Genomic DNA, 19,981 nt, shown 5'->3' on the forward strand with positions numbered 1-19,981 from the left:
CGGCAAGGCGCTGAGCCCGGACGGGCGCACGGCCCTGAGCGTCGCCCAGATTCCACTGGCGGCGGCGGCCAGGCCGGTGCTCTCAGGGGTGCGGCAGTACGTCGGCGCCTTCAATACGCCTGCCTTCAGCGTGCGGGTCACGGGCGGCCAGGCCATCGCCGAGGACTTCACCGCCTTCGCCGAGGGCGATACCAAGCGCAGCGAACTGACCGCCCTGCCGCTGACGGCCCTGGTGCTGCTGTTCGTATTCGGGGCGCTGGTGGCGGCGGGGCTGCCGCTGGTCATCGGGCTGCTGAGCATCACCACCGCGATGGCCGGGCTGTACCTGCTGACGCTGTTTATTCCGACCAGCACCTTCGCCCAGAGCATCATCACGCTGGTGTCGCTGGGCGCCGGAATCGACTACGCCCTGCTGATGGTCAACCGCTTCCGGGAAGAGCTGGTACGGACTGGTCAATCGGGAAGGGACGGTGCCGAGCGGGCCGCCTACCGCACCATGCTCAGCGCCGGGCGCAGCGTGGCCTTCAGCGGCCTGACGGTGGCGATGGCGATGGCGGCCCTGCTGCTGCCGCCCATCGCCTTCGTGCGCAGCCTGGGCATCGGCGGGGTGTTGGCGGTGCTGTTTACCGTGCTGGCCAGCCTGACGGTGCTGCCCGCCCTGCTGACCCTGCTGGGCGAGTGGGTCAACGTGCCCCGGCTGCGGCCCCGCTGGCGAGCGCTGGAATTCGGCCAGAGCGCCCGCGAGAGTGCCCTCTGGACCGCGCTGGCCCGCCGCGTCACGGCCCGGCCCGGCGCGGCGGTGCTGCTGTCTGCGGCGTTTCTGGTGGTCCTGGCCCTGCCCGCCCGCCAGATGCACATCGGCTACGCGGGCGCCTGGGGCCTGATCGAAGGCGTGGAATCCCGCGACGCCCTGAGTGCGGTGCGTGACCTCGGCGCCGGGGGGCTGCTGTCACAATTCGAGGTCGTGCTCGATCTGGAAGGCAAGCGCTACGGCCCGGCAGACCGCGCTCCCTTCCGCCAGGTCGTCGCGCGGGTGCAGGCGCTGCCGGGCGTGCGGGCGGTCATCAGTCCCTTTGTCAGCGGGCCGCTCGTGAATGGGCAGGCGGCGGGCGCCTCGCTGAACGATCTGAACACCCTCAACCGCCGCAGCTTCAGCACCGACCGGACGCTGCTGCGCTTCACGGTCATTCCGGCGACTTACCTGCGTGCCGACCAGATCGACGCGTTCGAGGCCAGGCTACGCGCCGCACTCGACCGCTCCGGCTACGTCTACACCCTCGGCGGCGCCCCGGTGGGCGAGCGCGAGTTCAGCAAGGCGATCACCGGCGCCATTCCCACCGCCGTCGCCGCCGTGTTCGCGGGCACCTTCGTGCTGCTGATGATCGCCTTTCGCAGCCTGTTCATTCCGCTCAAGAGCATCATCATGAACAGCCTGACGGTGCTGGCGGCGTATGGGGTCGTCACCTGGGTCATTCAGCTCGGCCACGGCGCGGCGCTGCTGAACGTGCCAGGCGATACCGGCGTGCTGGACGCCAGCCTGCCGCTGCTGCTGTTCTCGGTGCTGTTCGGGCTGAGCATGGACTACGAGATCTTCCTGCTGAGCCGCGTGCAGGAGGAATACCACGCGCTGCTGCCCGACCCTGGCGCCAACGACGAGGCCGTCGTGCGGGCCGTCGGGCGCACGGCCCGGATCATCACCAGCGCCGCCGTCATCATGCTGATCGTCTTCGCGGCCTTCACCTTCGGGCGGGTCGTCGCCAACAAGAGCATCGGCCTGGGCCTGGCCGTCGCCATCGTGCTCGACGCGACCATCGTGCGCCTGGTGCTGGTGCCGGGGCTGCTCAAGCTGGCGGGCAAGTGGAACTGGTGGCTACCCGGTTGGCTGGACCGGTTGTTGCCGCAGGTGAAGATGGACCACTGATGAAGGCAAGGTTTACATATTACTCATTTCTTGGTATGATCTTCATTAAGCATACAAGGAGATAAGATGAAGAATCACTCACCGCTCACCGCTCACCGCTCACCGCTCGAAGCTGGTCCTCTGCTCTCTAGCCCTCATCCTGGCGTCTTGTGGACAAGTGACCCAACCGCTTGACAGCAGTGGCAGCGAAAAGCCTGTTGGCTACCTGGCAGACGCGACGCCAGTGCCGCTTGCCGTTGCAGAGTTGGTAGGTTTGCGCAATCTCACTGAAGGCGGGCTGAGCGCTCAAGGCGTGGGCAAGCTGTACTCTAAGAGCTTGCTCGCCGAGGATTTCGACGGAACCCCATTTTTCTACGTCATTTTCACCGCTCAAAGCCCCGTCGACGATCTGTACCGCGTTGGTCGTGGTTTGAAAAAACCTGAAAAGCCAGAAAACTTCGGCATCAATGATATGCAATTCCAGTTTATCGGCGCCAGTTCTGCTCGCGGCGAGGTCACGGCTTCTGGCAACGGCGCTGCATTTCTGAAGCAGCTTGTTCTAGCTGTCGACTCCGTGGGAGAGGGTAAGATCAAAAGATTTGTGGCACCGGATTCAGTGAATTTACTGATTCAAACTAAAGACAATAGATACTGGGATGTCAGAGGTTCCGCGTGGCTCACGCCTGATACCGTCGAAATTCTCAAATCGCGTTACGCGCAAATGGTCGATGCGAATGCACAAATCTCCAAACAAAATACAGCCACATGGAGCAATAATGCACAGCAGTATTCTATTCTGACTGACAATGCGATCTCAGAGCAAGGCATCTCGCGTTTCGGGCTAGATTACTCCCTGGTTTCCAGAAACATCAACAAATCTGGACTGGTTTTCGCAAAAACCGGAAACGGTATGACTAGCCAATTCACCAACGCAAATCTCAGACTCACAAATAATTCGTATACAAGTGGATACACCCCCGAACAGTGTGGTGGCTGGGGATTATGGTATTCATGCACAATCAACTTTGATTGGAAAATGAACTACTTCAGCGGAGCTGCTGGCGCTTACGGTCAAACCGCGTTTACTATGGGCCAGCCTTCAAGTTCATATCAAAATTACACTGTGAGCAACGGGTCTTCGAATGTGATTGGTTGTACTAACGCCACCATCCTTTCTGCAATGGGAATAGCCAATTACTATTACAGTGAACCTATTCCTGGTGTGAGTAATGGGTACGACAGCGTGCAAAATGCAGCTCATACAGTTGGTAGCGTTCAGTATGTTTACGGTAGACCTGGTGCTACCGGCTACAACAGTCTCGTTGCAGCAGCGGGAAGTTCTGGCTCAGGTCCGATCAATGGGATCTATACAAATACTGGCACATTTCCCAACGACACCTGGATTACAAATACTAACAACTGGTTCACATCTAATTCTATTCCATTGAAAGTCAATGGCGTTTTTAGAAACACTGTGACCGGGACTGCATACCCAATGAATTACTGGATGTTTACTGAACTTCAGAACCGGGCGGGATATGCTCCAATTATTGCTCACTATGCTGTCAACCCTTCAGCTAGCGGAGTTGTCGGGTATCACTCGTCAATAATTACGGCAGCTAAAGGTACTAGAAAAACGCAATCAGTTGGTAGCATCGCTGATATTTTTGTTAGCACCCCTGATCAGCCTGGCTACTACTCGTCTATTACAGATGCCTTCACTCCTATGGGTGGCATCTCGATTGTTGACAAGAAGTGATATGAAGAGTAAATTCATATGCTTAACTCTACCGCTGCTTGGTATACTTACGTCTTGTCAGTCAATTGTATCGACTCCTAGACTAGTATTAGGAAATTTAACTCTGAAAATCTCAGCTAGTCTTATCGAGACTTGTCAGAGTATTATCCTCAGCGACCCAAGTAAAATCAAGCAAGATTTTAAATTTAGCATCACTGCACTCGATAGCAGTAGAAAAACTGTTGGATATTACCCCAACCCAGAGTCTAATGAGATAAATTTCAAGGCGGTCGATCAATACGGACTGTCATATATAATTCAAACTAACACCACATCTCAGCGCATCTCTCTTATTTTTAGATGCATAGCGAAAAATACGGAGGTGAAGAAAGATTTTTTGATCGCTCAAGATGCCAACGGCAATAACACTGAAGACACCAGATTATTGCCCATCGACCTCAACTTCTGAATATTAAAGTGGTAGTAACCTCTTTAGAGAGGTTGAAACGGACGAGTTAAAGTTAGTAGAAGGTAAGAAGCACTTTTCACTACGCTCTGATGTGTATCTTCCGGCACTTGAAGCCTCTCAAGAAGAATTTCAGTGTATACGTAGAAAGATTAAAGAAGCCGGATTTGCTACCGTGCAAGGTCGGTGATTTAAGCTTACAGTTACCGTAGTATGCTAATAGAGTCGTAAAATCATGAGTGTTAGGAAGGTGCAGAATTGCCTTCCTAACACTCATGATTTTGTCGTGCCGTTTGTTTTCCCTGCACTCCACACAACCCGCGCACCGCCTCCCGCACCCCTCCCCTCAAGGCAGCGGCCAGCGCACCGTTCCCACTTCATCCGTGCGCCAGACCTTCACGCCCGCCGCCTGGAGGCGCTCCAGCACCTGCGGGTTGGGGTGGCCGTAGCTGTTGCGGCCCACGCTGATGATGGCGTTCTTGGGCTGGGTTTCCTTCAGGAAGGCGTCGCCGCTCGAAAATCGGCTGCCGTGGTGGGCGGTCTTCAGGACATCCAGTGGCCCCACGCCGAGCTGGCCCTCAAGGGGGTCGGGCAGGTCGCCCAGAAAGGCGGTGCGGAAGGTGGGTGTCTCCAGCCGGATGACCACGCTGTTGTCGTTGTCGGCCCCGGACCAGGTGTCGCCGGGCGGCCACAGCACGGTCAGCAGGGCGGGAGGCACCGCCAGCGAGTCGCCGCGCGTCACCTGGCGCACCGGCACGCCGCGTTCCTGGGCTGAGCGCAGGAGCATGCCCAGGTTCGGATCGTCCTTGCGCTGGCCGATCCACAGCTCGCCGACCCTGATACCGCGCATGACGCTGGTGAGCCCCTCGATGTGGTCGGCGTCGGCGTGGGTCGCCACCATAATGTCGATGGAGCGTACGTTCAGGGCACGCAGCGCAGGCAAGACCGTCCGGGCACCCACGTCGTAGTCGCCGCGTGGGGTGCCGCCGCCGTCGATGAGCATGTTCAGGCCGGGAATGCGAATCAGGGTGCTGTCGCCCTGGCCTACGTCAAGGTAGACGATCTCGCCCGCAGGCCGCAGCCGGGAGGGCAGCGCAGTGGCCAGGCCGCCGATCAGGGCACACAGCGGCAGCACCCACAGCGGCAGGCGCCGCAGCAGGGTCAGCACCAGGGCCGCCGCGAAGACCGCGTAGGTCGCGAAGCCCGCCGGACTGACGGTGCCCCAGCTCAGCACCGGAGCGTGTCCGAAGACTTCCACGACCTTCAGCAGGGCGCTCGCCAGCGGCCCCAGCAGCGCATTGACCGGCGCGGCCAGCGGTCCCAGCAGCCCGGCCAGGTAGCCCAGCGGCACCAGCACGGCCATGATCGCGGCGGCGGCCAGATTGGACAGCAGCCCCAGCAGCGGCCACTGCCCGAAGGTGTGCAGCACGATCGGCAGCGTGGCCAGTTCGGCGCAGGGCGTCGCCACCAGCGCCAGGCGCAGCCACAGCGGCCAGGCGGCGGGCAGCAGCGCCGCGACCCGACCCGAAAAGCTCAGCCCGATGACGGCCAGAAAACTGAGCTGAAAGCCCACATCGAACAGCCAGCCCGGCTGATACAGCAAGCTGGCGATGGCCGACAGGCCCAGCACGCCGTAAAGGTCGAGCTGGCCGCGTCCCAGCCACAATGATGCCAGCACCAGGCCGCCCATCAACACGGCGCGGGTGATGCTCGGTGAGCCGCCCACCAGCCACCAGAAGCCCAGCAGCGCCGCCAGGAGCAGCGGATAGCGGACCCAGCTCAGCCGCAGCGGCAGCACCCTGGCCAATAACCAGGTCAGCGCCGCCACCAGCAGGGCCACGTTCTGACCGCTCAGGGCCATTAGGTGCGCCAGGCCCGCCCGCGTGAAGGCGTCGCGGACGTTCAGGCCGTCACTGAACTGCGCCTGGGTAATGTCGCCCCGCTCGCCCAGCTCCACCGCCCGCAGCAGGGCCGACTGCTGGGCGCTGAGGTTCACGCTGAGCCCCTGCCGGAACCAGCCGCGCACGCCGCCCTCCGCCTGTGAGCGCCGCACCTCGGCGCCGACCAGCACCGCCCGCACGCCCTGAATTCTGAGCCAGAAGGCCGCATCGAAGCCGCCGGGAATGCGCCGCCCGTCGGGCCGCACCAGTGAGCCGCGCACGCTGAGCTGGCCGGGCGGGGTCAGCGGTTTGGGGGCCAGCGCTACCGGTGCGTCGGGATCACTCAGGTGCAGCAGTTGTCCGTCCCAGTAACCGCTGAGCGTCAGCGTGGCGCCGATCCAGGGCGCGAGGCGGTCCGGGGCGTTCCACCACTGACCCTCACGCCAGAAACCCAGCAGGGCCAGCAGCGCACAGGCGCCCAGCAGCCCGGCCCGGCCAAGCAGATTTCGCCCCGTCCAGACAGCCAGCAGCAGCGCCAGCGCCAGCACCGGCAGGCCCCACGGCGAGCCGAAACCCAGCAGCACAGCGCCGATCAGCGAGAGCGCGGCGGGCACCGGGTAGACCGGCGGCGTCCAGCCTCGCGCCGCAGCCTGAGCCGGGCTTTTGATTCCAGCTCCGGGCGCACCTTGAGCCAGATCAGGGGTCAGCCAGGGCGCCGTCACCTCAGAACTTCACGAGCTGCGCGAGTCTGGCCAGCATCTTCGGCCCCACCCCCGGCACGGCGTCGAGGTCGCTCAGGCTGCGGTAGGGCCGCGCCGCTCTGAGCCGGGCCGCGAAAGCCGGACCCACGCCGGGCAGCGCTTCGAGCTGCGCCTCGGAGGCGGTGTTCAGGTTCAGGCGCCCGGAAATCAGCGGCTGGATGCTGGGGGTGCTGGCGAATTCAGGCGCCGCCCCGGTGCTCAGGGGCGCCAGGGCCACGTGACTGACGCTGGGGACGCGGGGCGAGGCGCTCAGATTCGGGTACAGCGCCCAGCCGCCGCAGCCGAGTGCCAGCAGGGTGAGCAGGCCCGCTGCCCGGCGTTCACCCCGGTGAGAAGCACTCAGCGGACGGCGGGGCCGGAACGCCGCCGAAGGGTCGATCACCGAGCGGTCCACCACCGAGCGGTCCACCGAAAACGACCCGGCACCCTGACGTGAAGGTTCTGACATAATCCACCGTCCTCTGTGAAGTCTGACACAATTTCTGCGATACGTTCTGCGGCTGAGCCGAAGCTGCGGATCAGGTGCCCGGTCTCTCACGCGGCGGGAGCCCGCCCTGCGCCTGCAAGGCGACGACAGCTCCGACCACCTCGGCGTCGAAGAGGGTGCCGGAATGCTGGTGAAGGTAGTCGGTGGCGGCCTCCAGGCTCCAGGCGGCTTTGTAGGAGCGCGTGCTCAGCAGGGCGTCGAAGGCGTCCACCACCGCCACGATGCGTCCGGCCTGGGAAGCCTGGGCGCCGAGCGCACCGGCGGGGTAACCGGAGCCGTCCCAGCGCTCGTGGTGCGAGAGGGCCACCTCGGCGGCCAGTTTCAGCAGCGGCGAGGTGCTGTGGTCCAGCAGCCGGGCGCCCAGGGTGGTGTGGGTCCGCATCAGGGTCCATTCGGCCTCGTCCAGCGCCCCTTTTTTGAGCAGCACGGCGTCGGGAATGGCCAGCTTGCCGATGTCGTGGAGCCGGGCGGCCAGACCCAGGTCGTGGGCCCGCGCCTGTTCCCAGCCGAGTTGCCTGGCCACGCAGGCGCTGGCCTCGCCCACCCAGAAGGCGTGGAGTCCCTGCGGCGCGTCGCGGCACTCGGCGGCGGAGGCCAGCAGGAGGGTCATCTCGGCCTGGGTGGCTTCGAGCTGGGCGGTGCGCTCGGCCACCCGGCGCTCCAGGCGCGAGCCGCGAGCCCGCTGCAACTCGGTTTCCTGGCGGCTCCCCTCCAGGTCCAGCCGGGCCGAGACCTCCTGAGCCCGCGCCAGGCTCTGGGCGCGGCCCAGGGTGACGCTCAGGTCGTGGTAGGCGTGGTGGTAGTCCAGGGCGGCCCGCAGGTCACCCGCCGCCTCGGCCAGCGAGCTGAGCAGTTGCAGCGCGGGCACCTCGGTATACGGGCTGGCACTTCGGCGCGACAGACCCAGCGCCTGCCGGGCCAGCTCCTGTGCTGATTGGAGCTGGGCGAGCTGAAGCGGTTCTGGTTGGACCTGAGCCGATTGAGCCTGAGCCGATTGGACCTGAGCCGATTGGACCTGAGCCGATTGAGTCCGAGCCCCCACGCCCTGGGCCGCCGCCAGCCGGGCCTGACCCAGCCGCACCTGGGCCATCAGATTGAGGTCGCTCAGGCGCTCCAGGCCCTGATAACTCTGCTCGAACAGGCTGGCGGCCAGCTCGGCGTCACCGCCCAGGGCGCAGGCGTGCGCCAGCCAGCCCTGGGCTTGGGCGTTCAGCGAGGCGTCTGCGAGTTCGCGGGCCATGCCCACGGCTTCCTCCAGGTTATGCCGGGCAAGGCGGACCACCGGCACCGGCTGGCGCAGCCGCAACCTCCCCACCGCCAGCAGGGTGCGGCACAGCCCGGCCTGGTCGCCCAGCTCGCGGCGCAGGCTCAGGTTGGTCTCCAGGTGCTCCAGCGCCCAGCCCAGGTCGCCCTGGCGGGCGTGCGAGTCGGCCAGGTCTTCGAGAATATCGATGATGCCGGGGGCGTCACCCGCCTGGCGCATCAAGCTCAGGGCCGTGCCCAGGTGCTCCTGCGCCTGAACGGGCGAGAACAAAATGGCCTGGGCGTGGGCGGCCTGCTGCCACAGCCGGGCCTGCTCGCTCAGCTCGGCAGCCGGGCAGAGTGAGGCAGCCTCCAGAAACGCGTTCAGCGCCGCGTTCGGCTGACCGTCGAGCAGCAGCAGTTCACCCTCGCGCCGCAGGGCGCAGCGCAGCGCATCTGGGTCGTTGGCCGCCCGCGCCGCGAGGGCGCTTCGCCGCACGCCTTCGAGCGCCGCCGAAAAGGAGTGCGGGACTTCTCCTGCCAGAGCGGTCATATGAATGCATCATGAACCTCTCTGCGGCGGATTGCTGTAGCCCTACACGCCAAGTTAGGGGCCGGAGTCCCCCCGAACCATGAAGGCGGCGGGGCCACCAGCTACAAAGGCGGCGGAGCCGCCAGGTCACCCTGGCAGGCGCCGTTGGGTAGACTGAGCGCCATTCACCGTCGGCATCAACTACCGTCAGCAGCCTCAGCAACAGATCGGTCCAGGCGCCGCGCTCTGGCCTGATTGCCCCTGCCGGGGGTTGGAAGCGCACTGATCCGGCGCGGTAACCTGACCGGGTAGCCCCATTGGCAGCCCCATTGGCAGCCGCATTGATAGCCACACCCAGTCGCCATGCCGAGCAGACCGCTGCCAATAGAGCGCCAAGGAGAAAGCCCATGCACAGCACCATGATGGACGTGCCGATGCTCATTCCCGCCATTCTGGAGCGTGCCCGCAGCCTGTTTGCCGGGCGGGAGGTGGTCAGTCTGCTGGCCGTGCCGGGGGCGGACGGCAAGCCCGCGCCCAGGGCCTACCGAACCACCTACGGCCAGGTGGCAGACCGCGCCCTGCGGCTGGCCAGTGCGCTTCAGGCCGCCGGGGTACAGCCGGGCGAGCGGGTCGCCACGCTGGCCGTCAACAGCTACCGCCACCTCGAAGCCTACCTGGGCATTCCCAGCATGGGCGCCGTGCTGCACACCATCAACATCCGCCTGCATCCCGATCAACTGTGCTGGATCATCAGCGACGCCCAGGACCGGGTGCTGTTGATCGAGAACCTGTTCGCGCCGCTGATTCCGCTGATCGCGGCCCGGTGTCCGAGTGTCCAGAAGTTCGTGGTGCTGGGGCCGTTGCCTCCCAACCCTGATGGACACCGCCCGGACGGCGTGCAGGACTACGACGAATGGATCATGTCGCATCAGCCCATGTCCGGCTACCCCGACATGCAGGAGACCGACGCGGCGGGTATGTGCTACACCTCCGGCACCACCGGCAACCCCAAGGCGGTCACCTACTCGCACCGCTCGACCTGGCTGCACAGCCTGGCCTCGGCGCCCAAGGACATGCTCAACGTCGGCCAGGCCGACAGCGTGCTGCCCATCGTGCCGATGTTTCACGTCAACGCCTGGGGGCTGCCGTATACCTGCGCGGTGTTCGGGGCCAAGCTGGTCTTCGCCGGGATGTTCGCCGACGGCCCGACCCTGGCCCGGCTGATGCAGGACGAACGGGTCACCATTCCGGCGGGCGTGCCGACGGTCTGGCTGAACCTGCTGACCGAACTCGACCGCGCCCGTGAGGCCGGGACGCCCTACGACCTGTGCGTCGAGCGGCTGGTGGTGGGCGGCTCGGCTGCGCCGGAAGCCCTGATCCGGGCCTTCCGGACGCGCCACGGCCTCAAGATGACCCAGGCCTGGGGCATGACCGAAACGCACCCGCTGGGCAGCGTCAGCACCACCCCGCCGGACGTGGACGCGCTCAGCGACGAGGGCTTTGCCCTGAGCGCCAAACAGGGCACGGCGGTGCCGCTCACCGAGCTGGAGATCGTCGGCGAGGCCAACGAAATTTTGCCCCACGACGGGCGCAGCATGGGCCGCCTGCTGATCCGTGGCCCCTGGGTCACCGGCAGCTACTACGGCGGCGAGGGCCAGGGCAGCTTCCTGAGCCTGGGCGGCTTGCCGTGGTTCGATACCGGTGACATCGCCACTATCGACGGGCGCGGCTTCATGCACATTCAGGACCGGGCCAAGGACCTGATCAAGTCGGGCGGCGAGTGGATTTCCAGCGTGGACCTGGAAAACGCCCTGATGGGCCACCCGGCGGTGTTGCAGGCGGCGGTGATCGCCATTGCCGATCCCAAGTGGGACGAGCGCCCGCTGGCGGTGCTGGTGCTGCGCCCCGGTAGCGCCTCGCCGGATCACACCGAGCTGAGCGCCTTCCTGGCGCCGCGTTTCGCCCGCTGGTGGCTGCCCGACGCCTACGAGGTGGTCGAGGCCATTCCGGTGGGCGCCACCGGCAAATTTCTGAAACGCGAATTGCGCGAGCAGTTCAGGGGCTACGTCGCCACGGTGCGCGAACCTTGAGGCAGTCTTTGAGATGTACCGTCCAGGTGGCTGCGCCGCTCTAGAGCAGATGTCATAAAAAGACCCTTTTTATGGCCGAGCGGAGCGAGTAGTGTTGACTGAGCAAGGCGCAGAATGGAGGCGCGGGGAGGCTGTTTTCCCCGTGGCGTCATTCTGCGTCCTGCTCTAGACTCCAGGCATGACTGTTTCTGTCCGGCGCGTGACCGACCCTGCCGACCCCGCCCTGGTCGCCTTCGGGCACCTTCAGGAGGCGGTGTATTACCAGCCGGAGATGCTGATTCCGGCCAGCTATTTCGGCCAGATGATCGCAGGCCAGGCCGGGCGCCGCAACGTGATTCTGGTCGCGGAGCAGGGCGGCGAGGTCGTGGGCGGCACGCTGTTTCACCTGCTGGTCGCGGCGGCCTTCAGCTCGTTCATGGGCGTGAGCCGCTCGGCGCGGGGCAGTGGCGCGGCGAGGGTGCTGCATCAGGCTCGGCTGGACATCGTGCGCGGGGCGGGCGGCGCAGGCGTGTTCGCCGACGCCGTACACGTTTCGGCCCTGAACGTCGAGGAATTGGCCGCCGAAGAAAAGGTGGGCAGCGACCCCACGCAGCGGCGGCTCAAGCTCGGCGGCCTGGGGTTTTTCACCGTGGACGCGCCGTACTGGCAACCCGTGGGCGGCCCGGACGGTGGCCCGCTGACCGATCTCGACCTGCTGTACTGCCCGCTGGAGCCGGGCAAGACCGTAGCCCTCTCGCTCGTGACCCGCACGCTGGAGACCTACTGGCAGGGCTGGCTCGGCCCCGAACGCGCCGCCTTGGAGGCCCAGGCGCTGGCCGAGCGCACCGGCCACGACCCGGTGGACCTGTTGAGCGCCGACCAGCGGCCCAGGGCGTTTGCGGTCTGAAATGCGGGCGGTCTGAGCATGGCGCTCAGCCTGCAAGCGCTCCACGCCTGGTTGCGGCGGCGACTGGGCGAGGCCGAGGTGCGCAGAGGGGGCAACGGTCCTGTTAATGGTCTGGCCCTGGCCCTCGACCCGGTGGACCTGCCGCCAGCTTTGAACGCCGACGCCGTGTTTCTCCACCGGGCGAACCGACTGGGCGACGCCTTCCCCGGCCTGGCAGTCCTCAATTCGCACGACGGCTTCGATCTGGCGCTGACCACCGGCCCGAACCTGGCGCTGGCGATGCGGCTGGGTTGGCAGGACATCCGGCCTGTGGAGTTGGAGCGGGCGTCGGGCCTGAGCGCAGGTGCCGTAGCGCGACTGGGACAGCTTCGTTGCCGTGCTGAGCGCTGAACTGGGCGGCTTCGACCAACTCCAGCGCCCCCGCGAGCCTGAACCGGGCCGCGCCGCGCTGATGAACGCCATGCGCCCGGAGCTGCTCCGCGCCGCTTTCGAGCAGGGTGTGAGCGTCTACGTCACCGGCCAGATGCGGCCCGGTGCCCTGGGTACGGCGCGTGAACTGGGGATGGGTGTGATCGCCCTGGGCCACCGCCGCAGCGAGGAATGGGGGCTGAGGCAACTGGCGCGTGAGTTGGAAGTGGCCTTTCCGGAGCTGAGCTGCGCGGTGTATCCGTAAGCCGAGGTGTCACTGAAAGTCGTCACCCTGAGCGCAATGAAGGGTCTATTGAAGTCGCGCCTCAGTGAACTGAAAATGCTACTGGATTCATGTCCGAGCCCTCGAAAACGGTTGTTTTGTCCAACCCGAAAACCTTAAAGCTGAATTCTCCGTTAGATCTTATAAATTTCCGCCTGAGCACAACGAAATGGCCATTTCGTTGTGCTCTTCGCTGTACCCAGGATGACGACGTTTTTCGTCCGGTCCAATGCAAAAGCCGCGCCCCACACTGGGAACGCGGCTGAAACATTGACCTTCCTTACGCGGCTGGGCTTTCGCCTTGGGCTTCCTCGGCGCCGCGCCGTGTCCGGCTGGGGCGCTCGCTGGGCGTCTCGGTGGTGGCTGGTGCGGCAGCAGGAGCTGTCACTGGAGCGGCGCCGCTCGGCACGCCGATTCTCGCCAGGGTTTCGCCAAAGGCCCGCATGGCGTCGCTGCCCTCCAGCTCGGCGACGGCGCGGGTGTTCAGGGCACCCAGCTCCTCGCGGGTCACGGCGTACTCGCTGGCGTCGTGCCCCTTGAGGCCGCGCAGCACGCTGTAGGCGCTCTCGGCGGCGATCACGGCGCCCTTGCTGGTCTGGATGACCGCCGCGCTGTCCATCCCCGATCCGATCAGGGTGATGTTCTCGGCGGAGACCATCGTCACCCGGTCGCCGCGCTCCTCCATGTGGGCGGCGAGTTGCAGCAGCCCGCGCAGGTGGAGCATGTTCTGAAACAGGTCCAGGTGCGCGGTCATCGCGCCCGCTTTCTTCAGGAGGTTTTCCATATCTGTATTATTATGATAGAAGCGTAATTGTCAAGTGCAAGTTCTAATCATGACGCAGGGCGAAGCGGGCATGTTCGGTATAGATGCCGCCTGGCACGACTTTTTTGAATAAAACCAGCTCGGCGGCGGTGAAGCGCAGTGGCGCCGCGTCCAGCTCGCTAAAGGTCTGCCGGGCCTGCGTCAGCGCCTCGGTCCAGCTCACGGCCAGGGGTCGCCAGCTCAAAGTGATGCTCAGGTGCGGGTGGTAGTTGGCCAGATCGAACTGGCCCGGCGCACCGCCTTGCGTCCGCACCAGGTCGTCGTGGATGGGTCGGAGGCCGGGTGCAGTGGGCGTCAGGAAGATGACCCGCGAGCCGAAGCTGCCCACGCCGCCGAGTTTGATCTGAACCGGGCGATGCCGGGCCGCCACCGCTCTGGCCAGCGTTGCCCAGTCGGCTTCGGGCCGAATGTTGGGGGCCAGCAGCGTGATGTGCGGCGGCGTCATGACGTGACCGAGCCGGGCCTGGAACTCCACCACGCGGGCGGCGAAGTCGGGCGGCGGCGTGACGGCGAGGAAGAAGGTGGGGGCCATGCGTTCAGCCTAAACTGAAGCCATGCAAATCCTGGTGCTGGGCGGTACGCAATTTGTCGGGCGTCACATGGTTCAGGCGCTGCTGGAGCGCGGCCACAACGTCACCACCTTTACGCGGGGCCAGACAGCCGACAGCCTTCCACCGGAAGTCTTGCGCCTGTACGGGGACCGGAGCGCGGGCGAGCTGTCCAGCTTGCAGGGCCGCACCTGGGACGCCTGCCTGGATGTCAGTGGCTACCTGCCCCGCGTGGTGGAGCAGTCCGCACGCCTGCTGGAAAGAGCGGTGAAGCGCTACCTGTTCATCTCGACGGTGAGCGTGTATGCGGACGGTCAAGCCGAGCCGATCACCGAGGATTCGGCGCTGGAGGTTTTGCCGGACGCGGCCAGCGAGAATATCCCGGCCCACTACGGCGCCCTGAAAGTCGTCTGCGAGGAGCGGGTGCGGGCCATCTACGGCGAGCGGGCCACCATCGTGCGGCCCGGTCTGGTGGCGGGGCCGCATGACCACACCGGGCGCTTCACCTACTGGGCGATGCGAGCGGCCCGTGCTGGCGTGGCGCTGGCTCCCGGCGACGGCCAGGACCCGATTCAGGTCATCGACGCCCGCGACCTGGCAGAGTTCACGGCACATTTGCTCGAACGCGCCACGCCCGGCACCTTCAACGCGGTGGGTGAGCCGCTGCACTACGAGCAGTTTCTGGATGGCCTGGCGGCGGCGCTGGGCACTCACCCGCAGTGGCGCTGGCTCCCCGAAGCGCAGGCGGTGGCCGAGGGACTCCCGATCTACTCGCCCCGCGACCCCGTGCTGGGCATCGTTCCGGCGCGGGCGAAAGCGGCGGGTCTGAAGTTGCGGCCCCTGGCCGACACCGCCCGCGACACGCTGGCCTGGACCCGCGCCGAGCTGGACGCGCCGGGCGCCAGAGGCAGCGGCCCCAGCCTTGAGCGGGAGGCGGAGGTTTTAGCCGGGCTGAGCTGACTTCAGAACTGGACGCGGGTGAAGATCTTATCCAACATGTCGATAATCGCTTGAGCGTCCCTGTCGATGTTAGTCGAGTAGGTTAAGTACGCCAAGCCGCCTTTTTCGTTGATTCGGAAATCAATCTGTGGATCCCAATTACCGATGTTCCGTTCCGTCATCGGGCTCGATATCTTGCCAGTAGGGAGTATCGGGGTCGTTATCACAATTTGGTCTGCTGTACGCTTTACGACGCGATACGGCTCGATGTACCGTCTCTTGCTAATCGTTGGGCCTACCACTGAAATCGCTGTGATAACAGAGTACGCACTGGCTCGGTAGGCGGTGGGTTTGGGCGTCGTCAGGCTACAGGAGCTGAGCAATAGCGGAACCAGCAGAAGCCTCTTTGTGAGTTTCATTTTATTGATGCTAGTCCAGCGGTCTGACAGGGAAAGCACGGCATCGGCGTAGCGCCCGTTCGAATTGCCACCTATCACCCTTGCGCCGCGCCGCGCACCCGCGCTAGTATGCTCCGGTTGGAAACTCTGAGGCTGGCCCTCATTTGGCACAGAGTTCCTGCGGAACGTTTCGCGTGAATGCTGACCACGCGGGAAGAAAATACGCTCAGCGCCCCCGCCCCGGTGGCGGCGCCGAGTCCCGTCTCAAGTACGTCGCTGTCTCAGCACGTTAAGGAGTGATTGCCCTGCCCACCACCCAACAGCTTCTCCGCAAGGGTCGCACCACGTTGCAGAAGAAGAGTAAGGTTCCTGCCCTCAAGGGTAGCCCTTTCCGGCGCGGTGTCTGCACCGTCGTCAAGACCACCACGCCCAAGAAGCCCAACTCGGCGCTGCGTAAAATTGCCCGCGTGCGGCTGTCCAGCGGCTTTGAAGTCACCGCCTACATTCCCGGCGAGGGCCACAACCTCCAGGAACACAGCGTCGTGCTCATTCGCGGCGGACGCGTCAAGGACCTGCCCGGCGTGCGCTACCACATCGTGCGCGGCTCGCTCGACACCCAGGGCGTCAAGGACCGCAACAAGAGCCGCTCCAAGTACGGCACCAAGAAGCCCAAGGCGGGCGCGGCGGCAGCCGGAGCCAAGGGCGCAGCGGGCGGCAAGAAGAAGTAAGTCCGGTCTTCTTGCCCCTCACCTCCCCGGAGGTCAGGCCAATGAAGCAGTAAGTTGACCCACTTGAATTGAAGTAGCTAAGCCGCACCAGAAGAGCGTGTCCACGCTTCCGAAGTGCTCAATCAGTAAGCGCTGCTACCGTCAGTGCTGAAGACCGCCCCCGCGACGAGCGCAGCGGGGCGAACAGAGGGAGACCACATGGCACGTCGCCGTAGAGCAGAAGTCCGTCCGTTGTTGCCCGACCTGGTGTACCAGGATGTCCTGGTCAGCGCCACCATCAACCGCATCATGGAAGACGGCAAGAAGAACCTGGCCAGCCGCATCTTCTACGGCGCCATGAGCGTCGTTCAGGACCGCACCGGCCAGGAGCCGCTGAAGGTCTACAAGCAGGCCTTTGACAACATCAAGCCGCGCGTGGAAGTCCGCAGCCGCCGCGTGGGCGGAAGCACCTATCAGGTGCCGGTGGAAGTCAGCGTCCGCCGCGCCCAGAGCTTGACCCTCAGATGGATGAAGGCCGCCGTGGACAACCGTCCAGAGCGCACCGCCGTCGAGCGCCTCGCCGCCGAAATCCTCGACGCCTCGCAGGGTCGTGGCGGCGCCATCAAGAAAAAAGACGATATCGAGCGCATGGCGGAAGCCAACCGCGCCTACGCGCACTACCGCTGGTAAATCCTGCTCTGAAAACGGCGGCTGGTAGCGGTTTTTCGCTCGGTCGCCGCTTTGCACGGTAAGGGCGTTTCCAGCGCTCCATCCTCCTTTCACCACCTACTCAGGGAGTCAAGATGACCACCAAAGCAAGCAGCGCCTACCTGACCCACTACCGCAACATCGGCATCGCCGCGCACATCGACGCCGGTAAAACCACCACCACCGAGCGCATCCTGTACTACACCGGACGCATTCACAGCATTCAGGAGGTCCACGACGGCGCCGCCACCATGGACTGGATGGAGCAGGAGCGCGAGCGCGGCATTACGATTACCGCCGCCGCCACCACCGCCAAGTGGAAGCGCAGCGGCACCGATCAGGAATACGTCGTCAACATCATCGACACGCCCGGACACGTGGACTTCACCATCGAGGTCGAGCGGTCCATGCGCGTGCTCGACGGCGCCGTGGCCGTGTTCGACTCCTCGCAGGGCGTCGAGCCGCAGTCCGAGACCGTCTGGCGTCAGGCGGACCGCTACGGCGTGCCGCGCATTGCGTTCAGCAACAAGATGGACAAGACCGGCGCCAGCTTCGAGCTGGTCCTGAGCGACATCCGCGAGCGTCTGGGCGCCATCCCGGCCCCGATCCAGTACCCGATGGGCCAGGAAAACGAGTTCAAGGGCATCATCGACATCGTGCGGATGCAGGCCCACACCTACAACAACGACCTGGGCGACGACATCAGCGTCTCGGAGATTCCTGAGCAGTATATGGATAAGGTCCGCGAGATGCGCGTGCAACTGATCGAGGCCGCCGCCGAGGTCGACGAGGACGTGATGGGCAAGTACCTCAGCGGCGAGGAGCCCACCGCCGAAGAACTCATCAAGGCGTTGCGGGCGGGCACCATCGCCAAGAAGATCTTTCCGGTGCTGTGCGGCAGCGCGCTCAAGAACAAGGGCGTGCAGCTTCTGCTCGACGCCGTGATCGACTACCTGCCCAGCCCGCTGGAAGTTCCGGCCATTCGCGGCACCCTGGAAGACTCTACTGAGACCCACGACTTCCCGGCGGACCCCGAAGGTCAGCTCGCCGCCCTGGCGTTCAAGATCATGGCCGACCCCTACGTGGGCCGCCTGACCTTCGTGCGCATCTATTCGGGCACCATGAACAGCGGCTCATATATTTACAACGCCTCCAAGAACAAGCGCGAGCGCGTGGGCCGTCTGCTCAAGATGCACGCCAACAGCCGCGAGGAGGTCACCGAGCTGCGGGCCGGTGAGCTGGGCGCCGTGATCGGCCTCAAGGATTCGGGCACCGGCAACACCCTCATCGGTGACGGCGACGCCCACATCCTGCTGGAGAGCATCGACGTGCCGGAGCCGGTCATCAAGCTGGCCATCGAGCCCAAGACCAAGGCCGACCAGGAAAAGATGGGCGTGGGCCTGCAACGTCTGGCCGAGGAAGACCCCACCTTCCGCGTCGAAACCGACCAGGAGTCCGGTCAGACCACCATCGCGGGCATGGGCGAGCTGCACCTGGAGATCCTGGTGGACCGTCTGCGCCGCGAATACAAGGTCGAAGCCAACGTGGGCGCCCCCCAGGTGGCCTTCCGCGAGACGATCACCCGCGCCGTTGATGTCGAGGGCAAGTTCGTGCGCCAGTCGGGCGGACGCGGCCAGTTCGGTCACGTCAAGATCAAGGCCGAGCCGCTGGAGCCGGGGTCGGGCTTCGTCTTCGAGAACGCCATCGTCGGCGGCACGGTGCCCCGCGAATACGTCAAGCCCGCCCAGCAGGGTATCGAGGAGGCCATGCAGTCCGGCCCGATGCTCGGCTTCCCGGTGGTCGATATGAAAGTCACCATCTACGACGGCTCGTACCACGAAGTCGACTCCTCGGAAATGGCCTTCAAGATCGCGGGCAGCATGGCCCTCAAGGAAGCCGTCCAGAAGGGCGCCCCGGCGCTGCTCGAACCCGTTATGCGCGTGGAAGTCACCGTGCCCGACGACTTCATGGGCGACATCATCGGCGACCTGAATTCGCGCCGTGGTCAGATTCAGGGCATGGAGGCGCGCGGCAACGCCCAGATCGTCAAGGCCTTCGTGCCGCTGAGTGAAATGTTCGGCTACGCCACCGACATGCGCAGCATGAGCCAGGGCCGCGCCAGCTACAGCATGTTCTTCGACCACTACAGCCAGGTGCCGAACAACATCGCCCAGCAGTTGATGAAGAAGTAAGACAGCTAAAAGTCGTGAGCGGGGCCATGCCGGACGGTGTGGCCCCGCTCGCATGTCGTGTTTTGACGGCTGGCCTGTTACGCTGGTCCTATGAAGCCGCAAAAACTCTCCTGGGTTACCATTCCGCTGCTGATCTCGGCCATCCTGAGCGCGTTGGGGCTGCTGCTGATCCCCTTTCTGGGAGCGCTTTTCAACTCTGTCTTCGGGACCATCGCCAAAGATTCCTCCACTTCGGCGGCGGACCTTCAAGGCTTGGGCTTTGCGCGGGTCTTCACCGGGACAACTCTGTGGATCATCTTCTTCTTCAGCCTGGCCTGGACCATCTTTCAGTTCTTCGCCTACCGGGCGCTGAATCAGCGTAAAGACTGGGGCCGTATCTCGGCAGTAGTGATCGCCATTCTCGGCCTGCTGAGTTTCCCGGTGGGTACGGCGCTGGGCGTCTTCATGCTGATCGGCGCCTTCGATCCGGACGTGCAGCGCTACACCTCTGGGCGTCAACTGAGCCAGTAAAACATCAGCCAGCGAGCCGCAGCCGCCGCAGCGGGGCAGGGGAGAGCGCTCCCTGCCTTTGTTTAGTTGCCCCTTGCCATTTGCCAGGACTTCCATTAGGCTATGAAGTCGGTGCGCTGAAAAGCGAAGGCGCAACGTGCCGTGAGGCCGCAGCGGAGGACCTCTGCTCAGGCCCCGGCGGGAATCAACCCAATGTGGACTTTGTTCCACGGAAACCCGATCAAAGGGGCCTACTTTCTTGTCTGGCTTTTTGACCGGGCTTCAGCGGAAGGCAAGCCCACCACTTGGAGGAGTAAGCACATGGCAAAAGGAACGTTCGAGCGCAACAAGCCCCACGTCAATATCGGCACCATCGGTCACGTCGATCACGGTAAGACCACCCTGACGGCGGCCATCACCTTCACGGCAGCCTCGGCAGACCCCAGCATCGAGACCCAGCGCTACGACCAGATCGACAAGGCCCCCGAAGAGAAAGCGCGCGGC

The 19,981-nt window shown here is 64.4% G+C and carries 17 protein-coding genes; 12 read left to right on the forward strand and 5 right to left on the reverse strand.

Going from position 1 to position 19,981, the window contains the following annotated elements:
* Together Q0R23_RS10000 and Q0R23_RS10005 are read left to right on the forward strand one after the other, a co-directional pair.
* Positions 1-1,921 (forward strand): MMPL family transporter (locus tag Q0R23_RS10000; protein ID WP_293912635.1); only part of this gene is annotated, 1,921 nt, incomplete at its 5' end.
* Positions 1,922-2,078: 157 nt separating this feature from the next.
* A complete protein-coding gene (locus tag Q0R23_RS10005; protein WP_293912637.1) occupies positions 2,079-3,659 on the forward strand; it encodes a hypothetical protein in 1,581 nt (526 codons plus the stop codon).
* Positions 3,660-4,450: 791 nt separating this feature from the next.
* Here the strand turns inward: Q0R23_RS10005 and Q0R23_RS10010 are convergent.
* The 3 genes from Q0R23_RS10010 to Q0R23_RS10020 form a co-directional block, all read right to left on the reverse strand.
* Positions 4,451-6,706: a DNA internalization-related competence protein ComEC/Rec2 gene (locus Q0R23_RS10010; protein WP_293912639.1), complete on the reverse strand. Its 2,256-nt coding sequence runs from the start codon at positions 6,704-6,706 to the stop codon at positions 4,451-4,453.
* Position 6,707: 1 nt separating this feature from the next.
* Positions 6,708-7,193, reverse strand: a complete 486-nt coding sequence (locus Q0R23_RS10015; protein WP_366520417.1) for a helix-hairpin-helix domain-containing protein — start codon at positions 7,191-7,193, stop codon at positions 6,708-6,710.
* 70 nt (positions 7,194-7,263) lie between these two features.
* Positions 7,264-9,027: an HD domain-containing phosphohydrolase gene (locus tag Q0R23_RS10020; protein WP_293912641.1), complete on the reverse strand. Its 1,764-nt coding sequence runs from the start codon at positions 9,025-9,027 to the stop codon at positions 7,264-7,266.
* Between the two features lie 386 nt (positions 9,028-9,413).
* Between Q0R23_RS10020 and Q0R23_RS10025 the strand changes: the two genes are divergently transcribed.
* The 4 genes from Q0R23_RS10025 (at position 9,414) to Q0R23_RS10040 (ending at position 12,655) form a co-directional block, all read left to right on the forward strand.
* Complete coding sequence (locus Q0R23_RS10025; RefSeq protein WP_293912642.1) at positions 9,414-11,096, forward strand: long-chain fatty acid--CoA ligase; 1,683 nt, start codon at positions 9,414-9,416, stop codon at positions 11,094-11,096.
* A gap of 178 nt (positions 11,097-11,274) precedes the next feature.
* On the forward strand, positions 11,275-11,982 hold the full coding sequence (locus tag Q0R23_RS10030; protein ID WP_293912643.1) for a GNAT family N-acetyltransferase: 708 nt from the start codon (positions 11,275-11,277) through the stop codon (positions 11,980-11,982).
* An 18-nt stretch (positions 11,983-12,000) separates the two neighbouring features.
* Positions 12,001-12,372: a hypothetical protein gene (locus tag Q0R23_RS10035; protein WP_293912645.1), complete on the forward strand. Its 372-nt coding sequence runs from the start codon at positions 12,001-12,003 to the stop codon at positions 12,370-12,372.
* Positions 12,359-12,655 (forward strand): Nif3-like dinuclear metal center hexameric protein, encoded by a 297-nt coding sequence (locus tag Q0R23_RS10040; RefSeq protein WP_293912647.1) that lies wholly within the window; start codon positions 12,359-12,361, stop codon positions 12,653-12,655. Before Q0R23_RS10035 ends, Q0R23_RS10040 begins: the two co-directional genes overlap by 14 nt.
* A gap of 298 nt (positions 12,656-12,953) precedes the next feature.
* Here Q0R23_RS10040 and Q0R23_RS10045 read toward each other — a convergent pair whose 3' ends face one another.
* Positions 12,954-13,457 (reverse strand): multidrug DMT transporter, encoded by a 504-nt coding sequence (locus Q0R23_RS10045; RefSeq protein WP_293912649.1) that lies wholly within the window; start codon positions 13,455-13,457, stop codon positions 12,954-12,956.
* Positions 13,458-13,500: 43 nt separating this feature from the next.
* Entirely contained in the window at positions 13,501-14,028 is a 528-nt protein-coding gene (locus Q0R23_RS10050; protein ID WP_293912651.1) for a 2'-5' RNA ligase family protein, read from the reverse strand.
* A 22-nt stretch (positions 14,029-14,050) separates the two neighbouring features.
* Between Q0R23_RS10050 and Q0R23_RS10055 the strand changes: the two genes are divergently transcribed.
* The 6 genes from Q0R23_RS10055 to Q0R23_RS10080 form a co-directional block, all read left to right on the forward strand.
* Entirely contained in the window at positions 14,051-15,004 is a 954-nt protein-coding gene (locus Q0R23_RS10055) for an NAD-dependent epimerase/dehydratase family protein (RefSeq protein WP_293912653.1), read from the forward strand.
* Positions 15,005-15,686: 682 nt separating this feature from the next.
* Entirely contained in the window at positions 15,687-16,109 is a 423-nt protein-coding gene (gene rpsL / locus Q0R23_RS10060) for a 30S ribosomal protein S12 (protein WP_293912664.1), read from the forward strand.
* A 198-nt stretch (positions 16,110-16,307) separates the two neighbouring features.
* On the forward strand, positions 16,308-16,778 hold the full coding sequence (rpsG, locus tag Q0R23_RS10065) for a 30S ribosomal protein S7 (RefSeq protein WP_293912655.1): 471 nt from the start codon (positions 16,308-16,310) through the stop codon (positions 16,776-16,778).
* Positions 16,779-16,891: 113 nt separating this feature from the next.
* On the forward strand, positions 16,892-18,988 hold the full coding sequence (gene fusA / locus Q0R23_RS10070) for an elongation factor G (protein ID WP_293912657.1): 2,097 nt from the start codon (positions 16,892-16,894) through the stop codon (positions 18,986-18,988).
* Between the two features lie 90 nt (positions 18,989-19,078).
* A complete protein-coding gene (locus Q0R23_RS10075; protein WP_293912659.1) occupies positions 19,079-19,498 on the forward strand; it encodes a hypothetical protein in 420 nt (139 codons plus the stop codon).
* A 300-nt stretch (positions 19,499-19,798) separates the two neighbouring features.
* The coding region (locus Q0R23_RS10080) for a GTP-binding protein (RefSeq protein ID WP_293912660.1) at positions 19,799-19,981 on the forward strand (183 nt) is incomplete at its 3' end.

This window comes from Deinococcus sp. (assembly GCF_025362455.1).
Taxonomy (GTDB): Bacteria; Deinococcota; Deinococci; order Deinococcales; family Deinococcaceae; genus Deinococcus.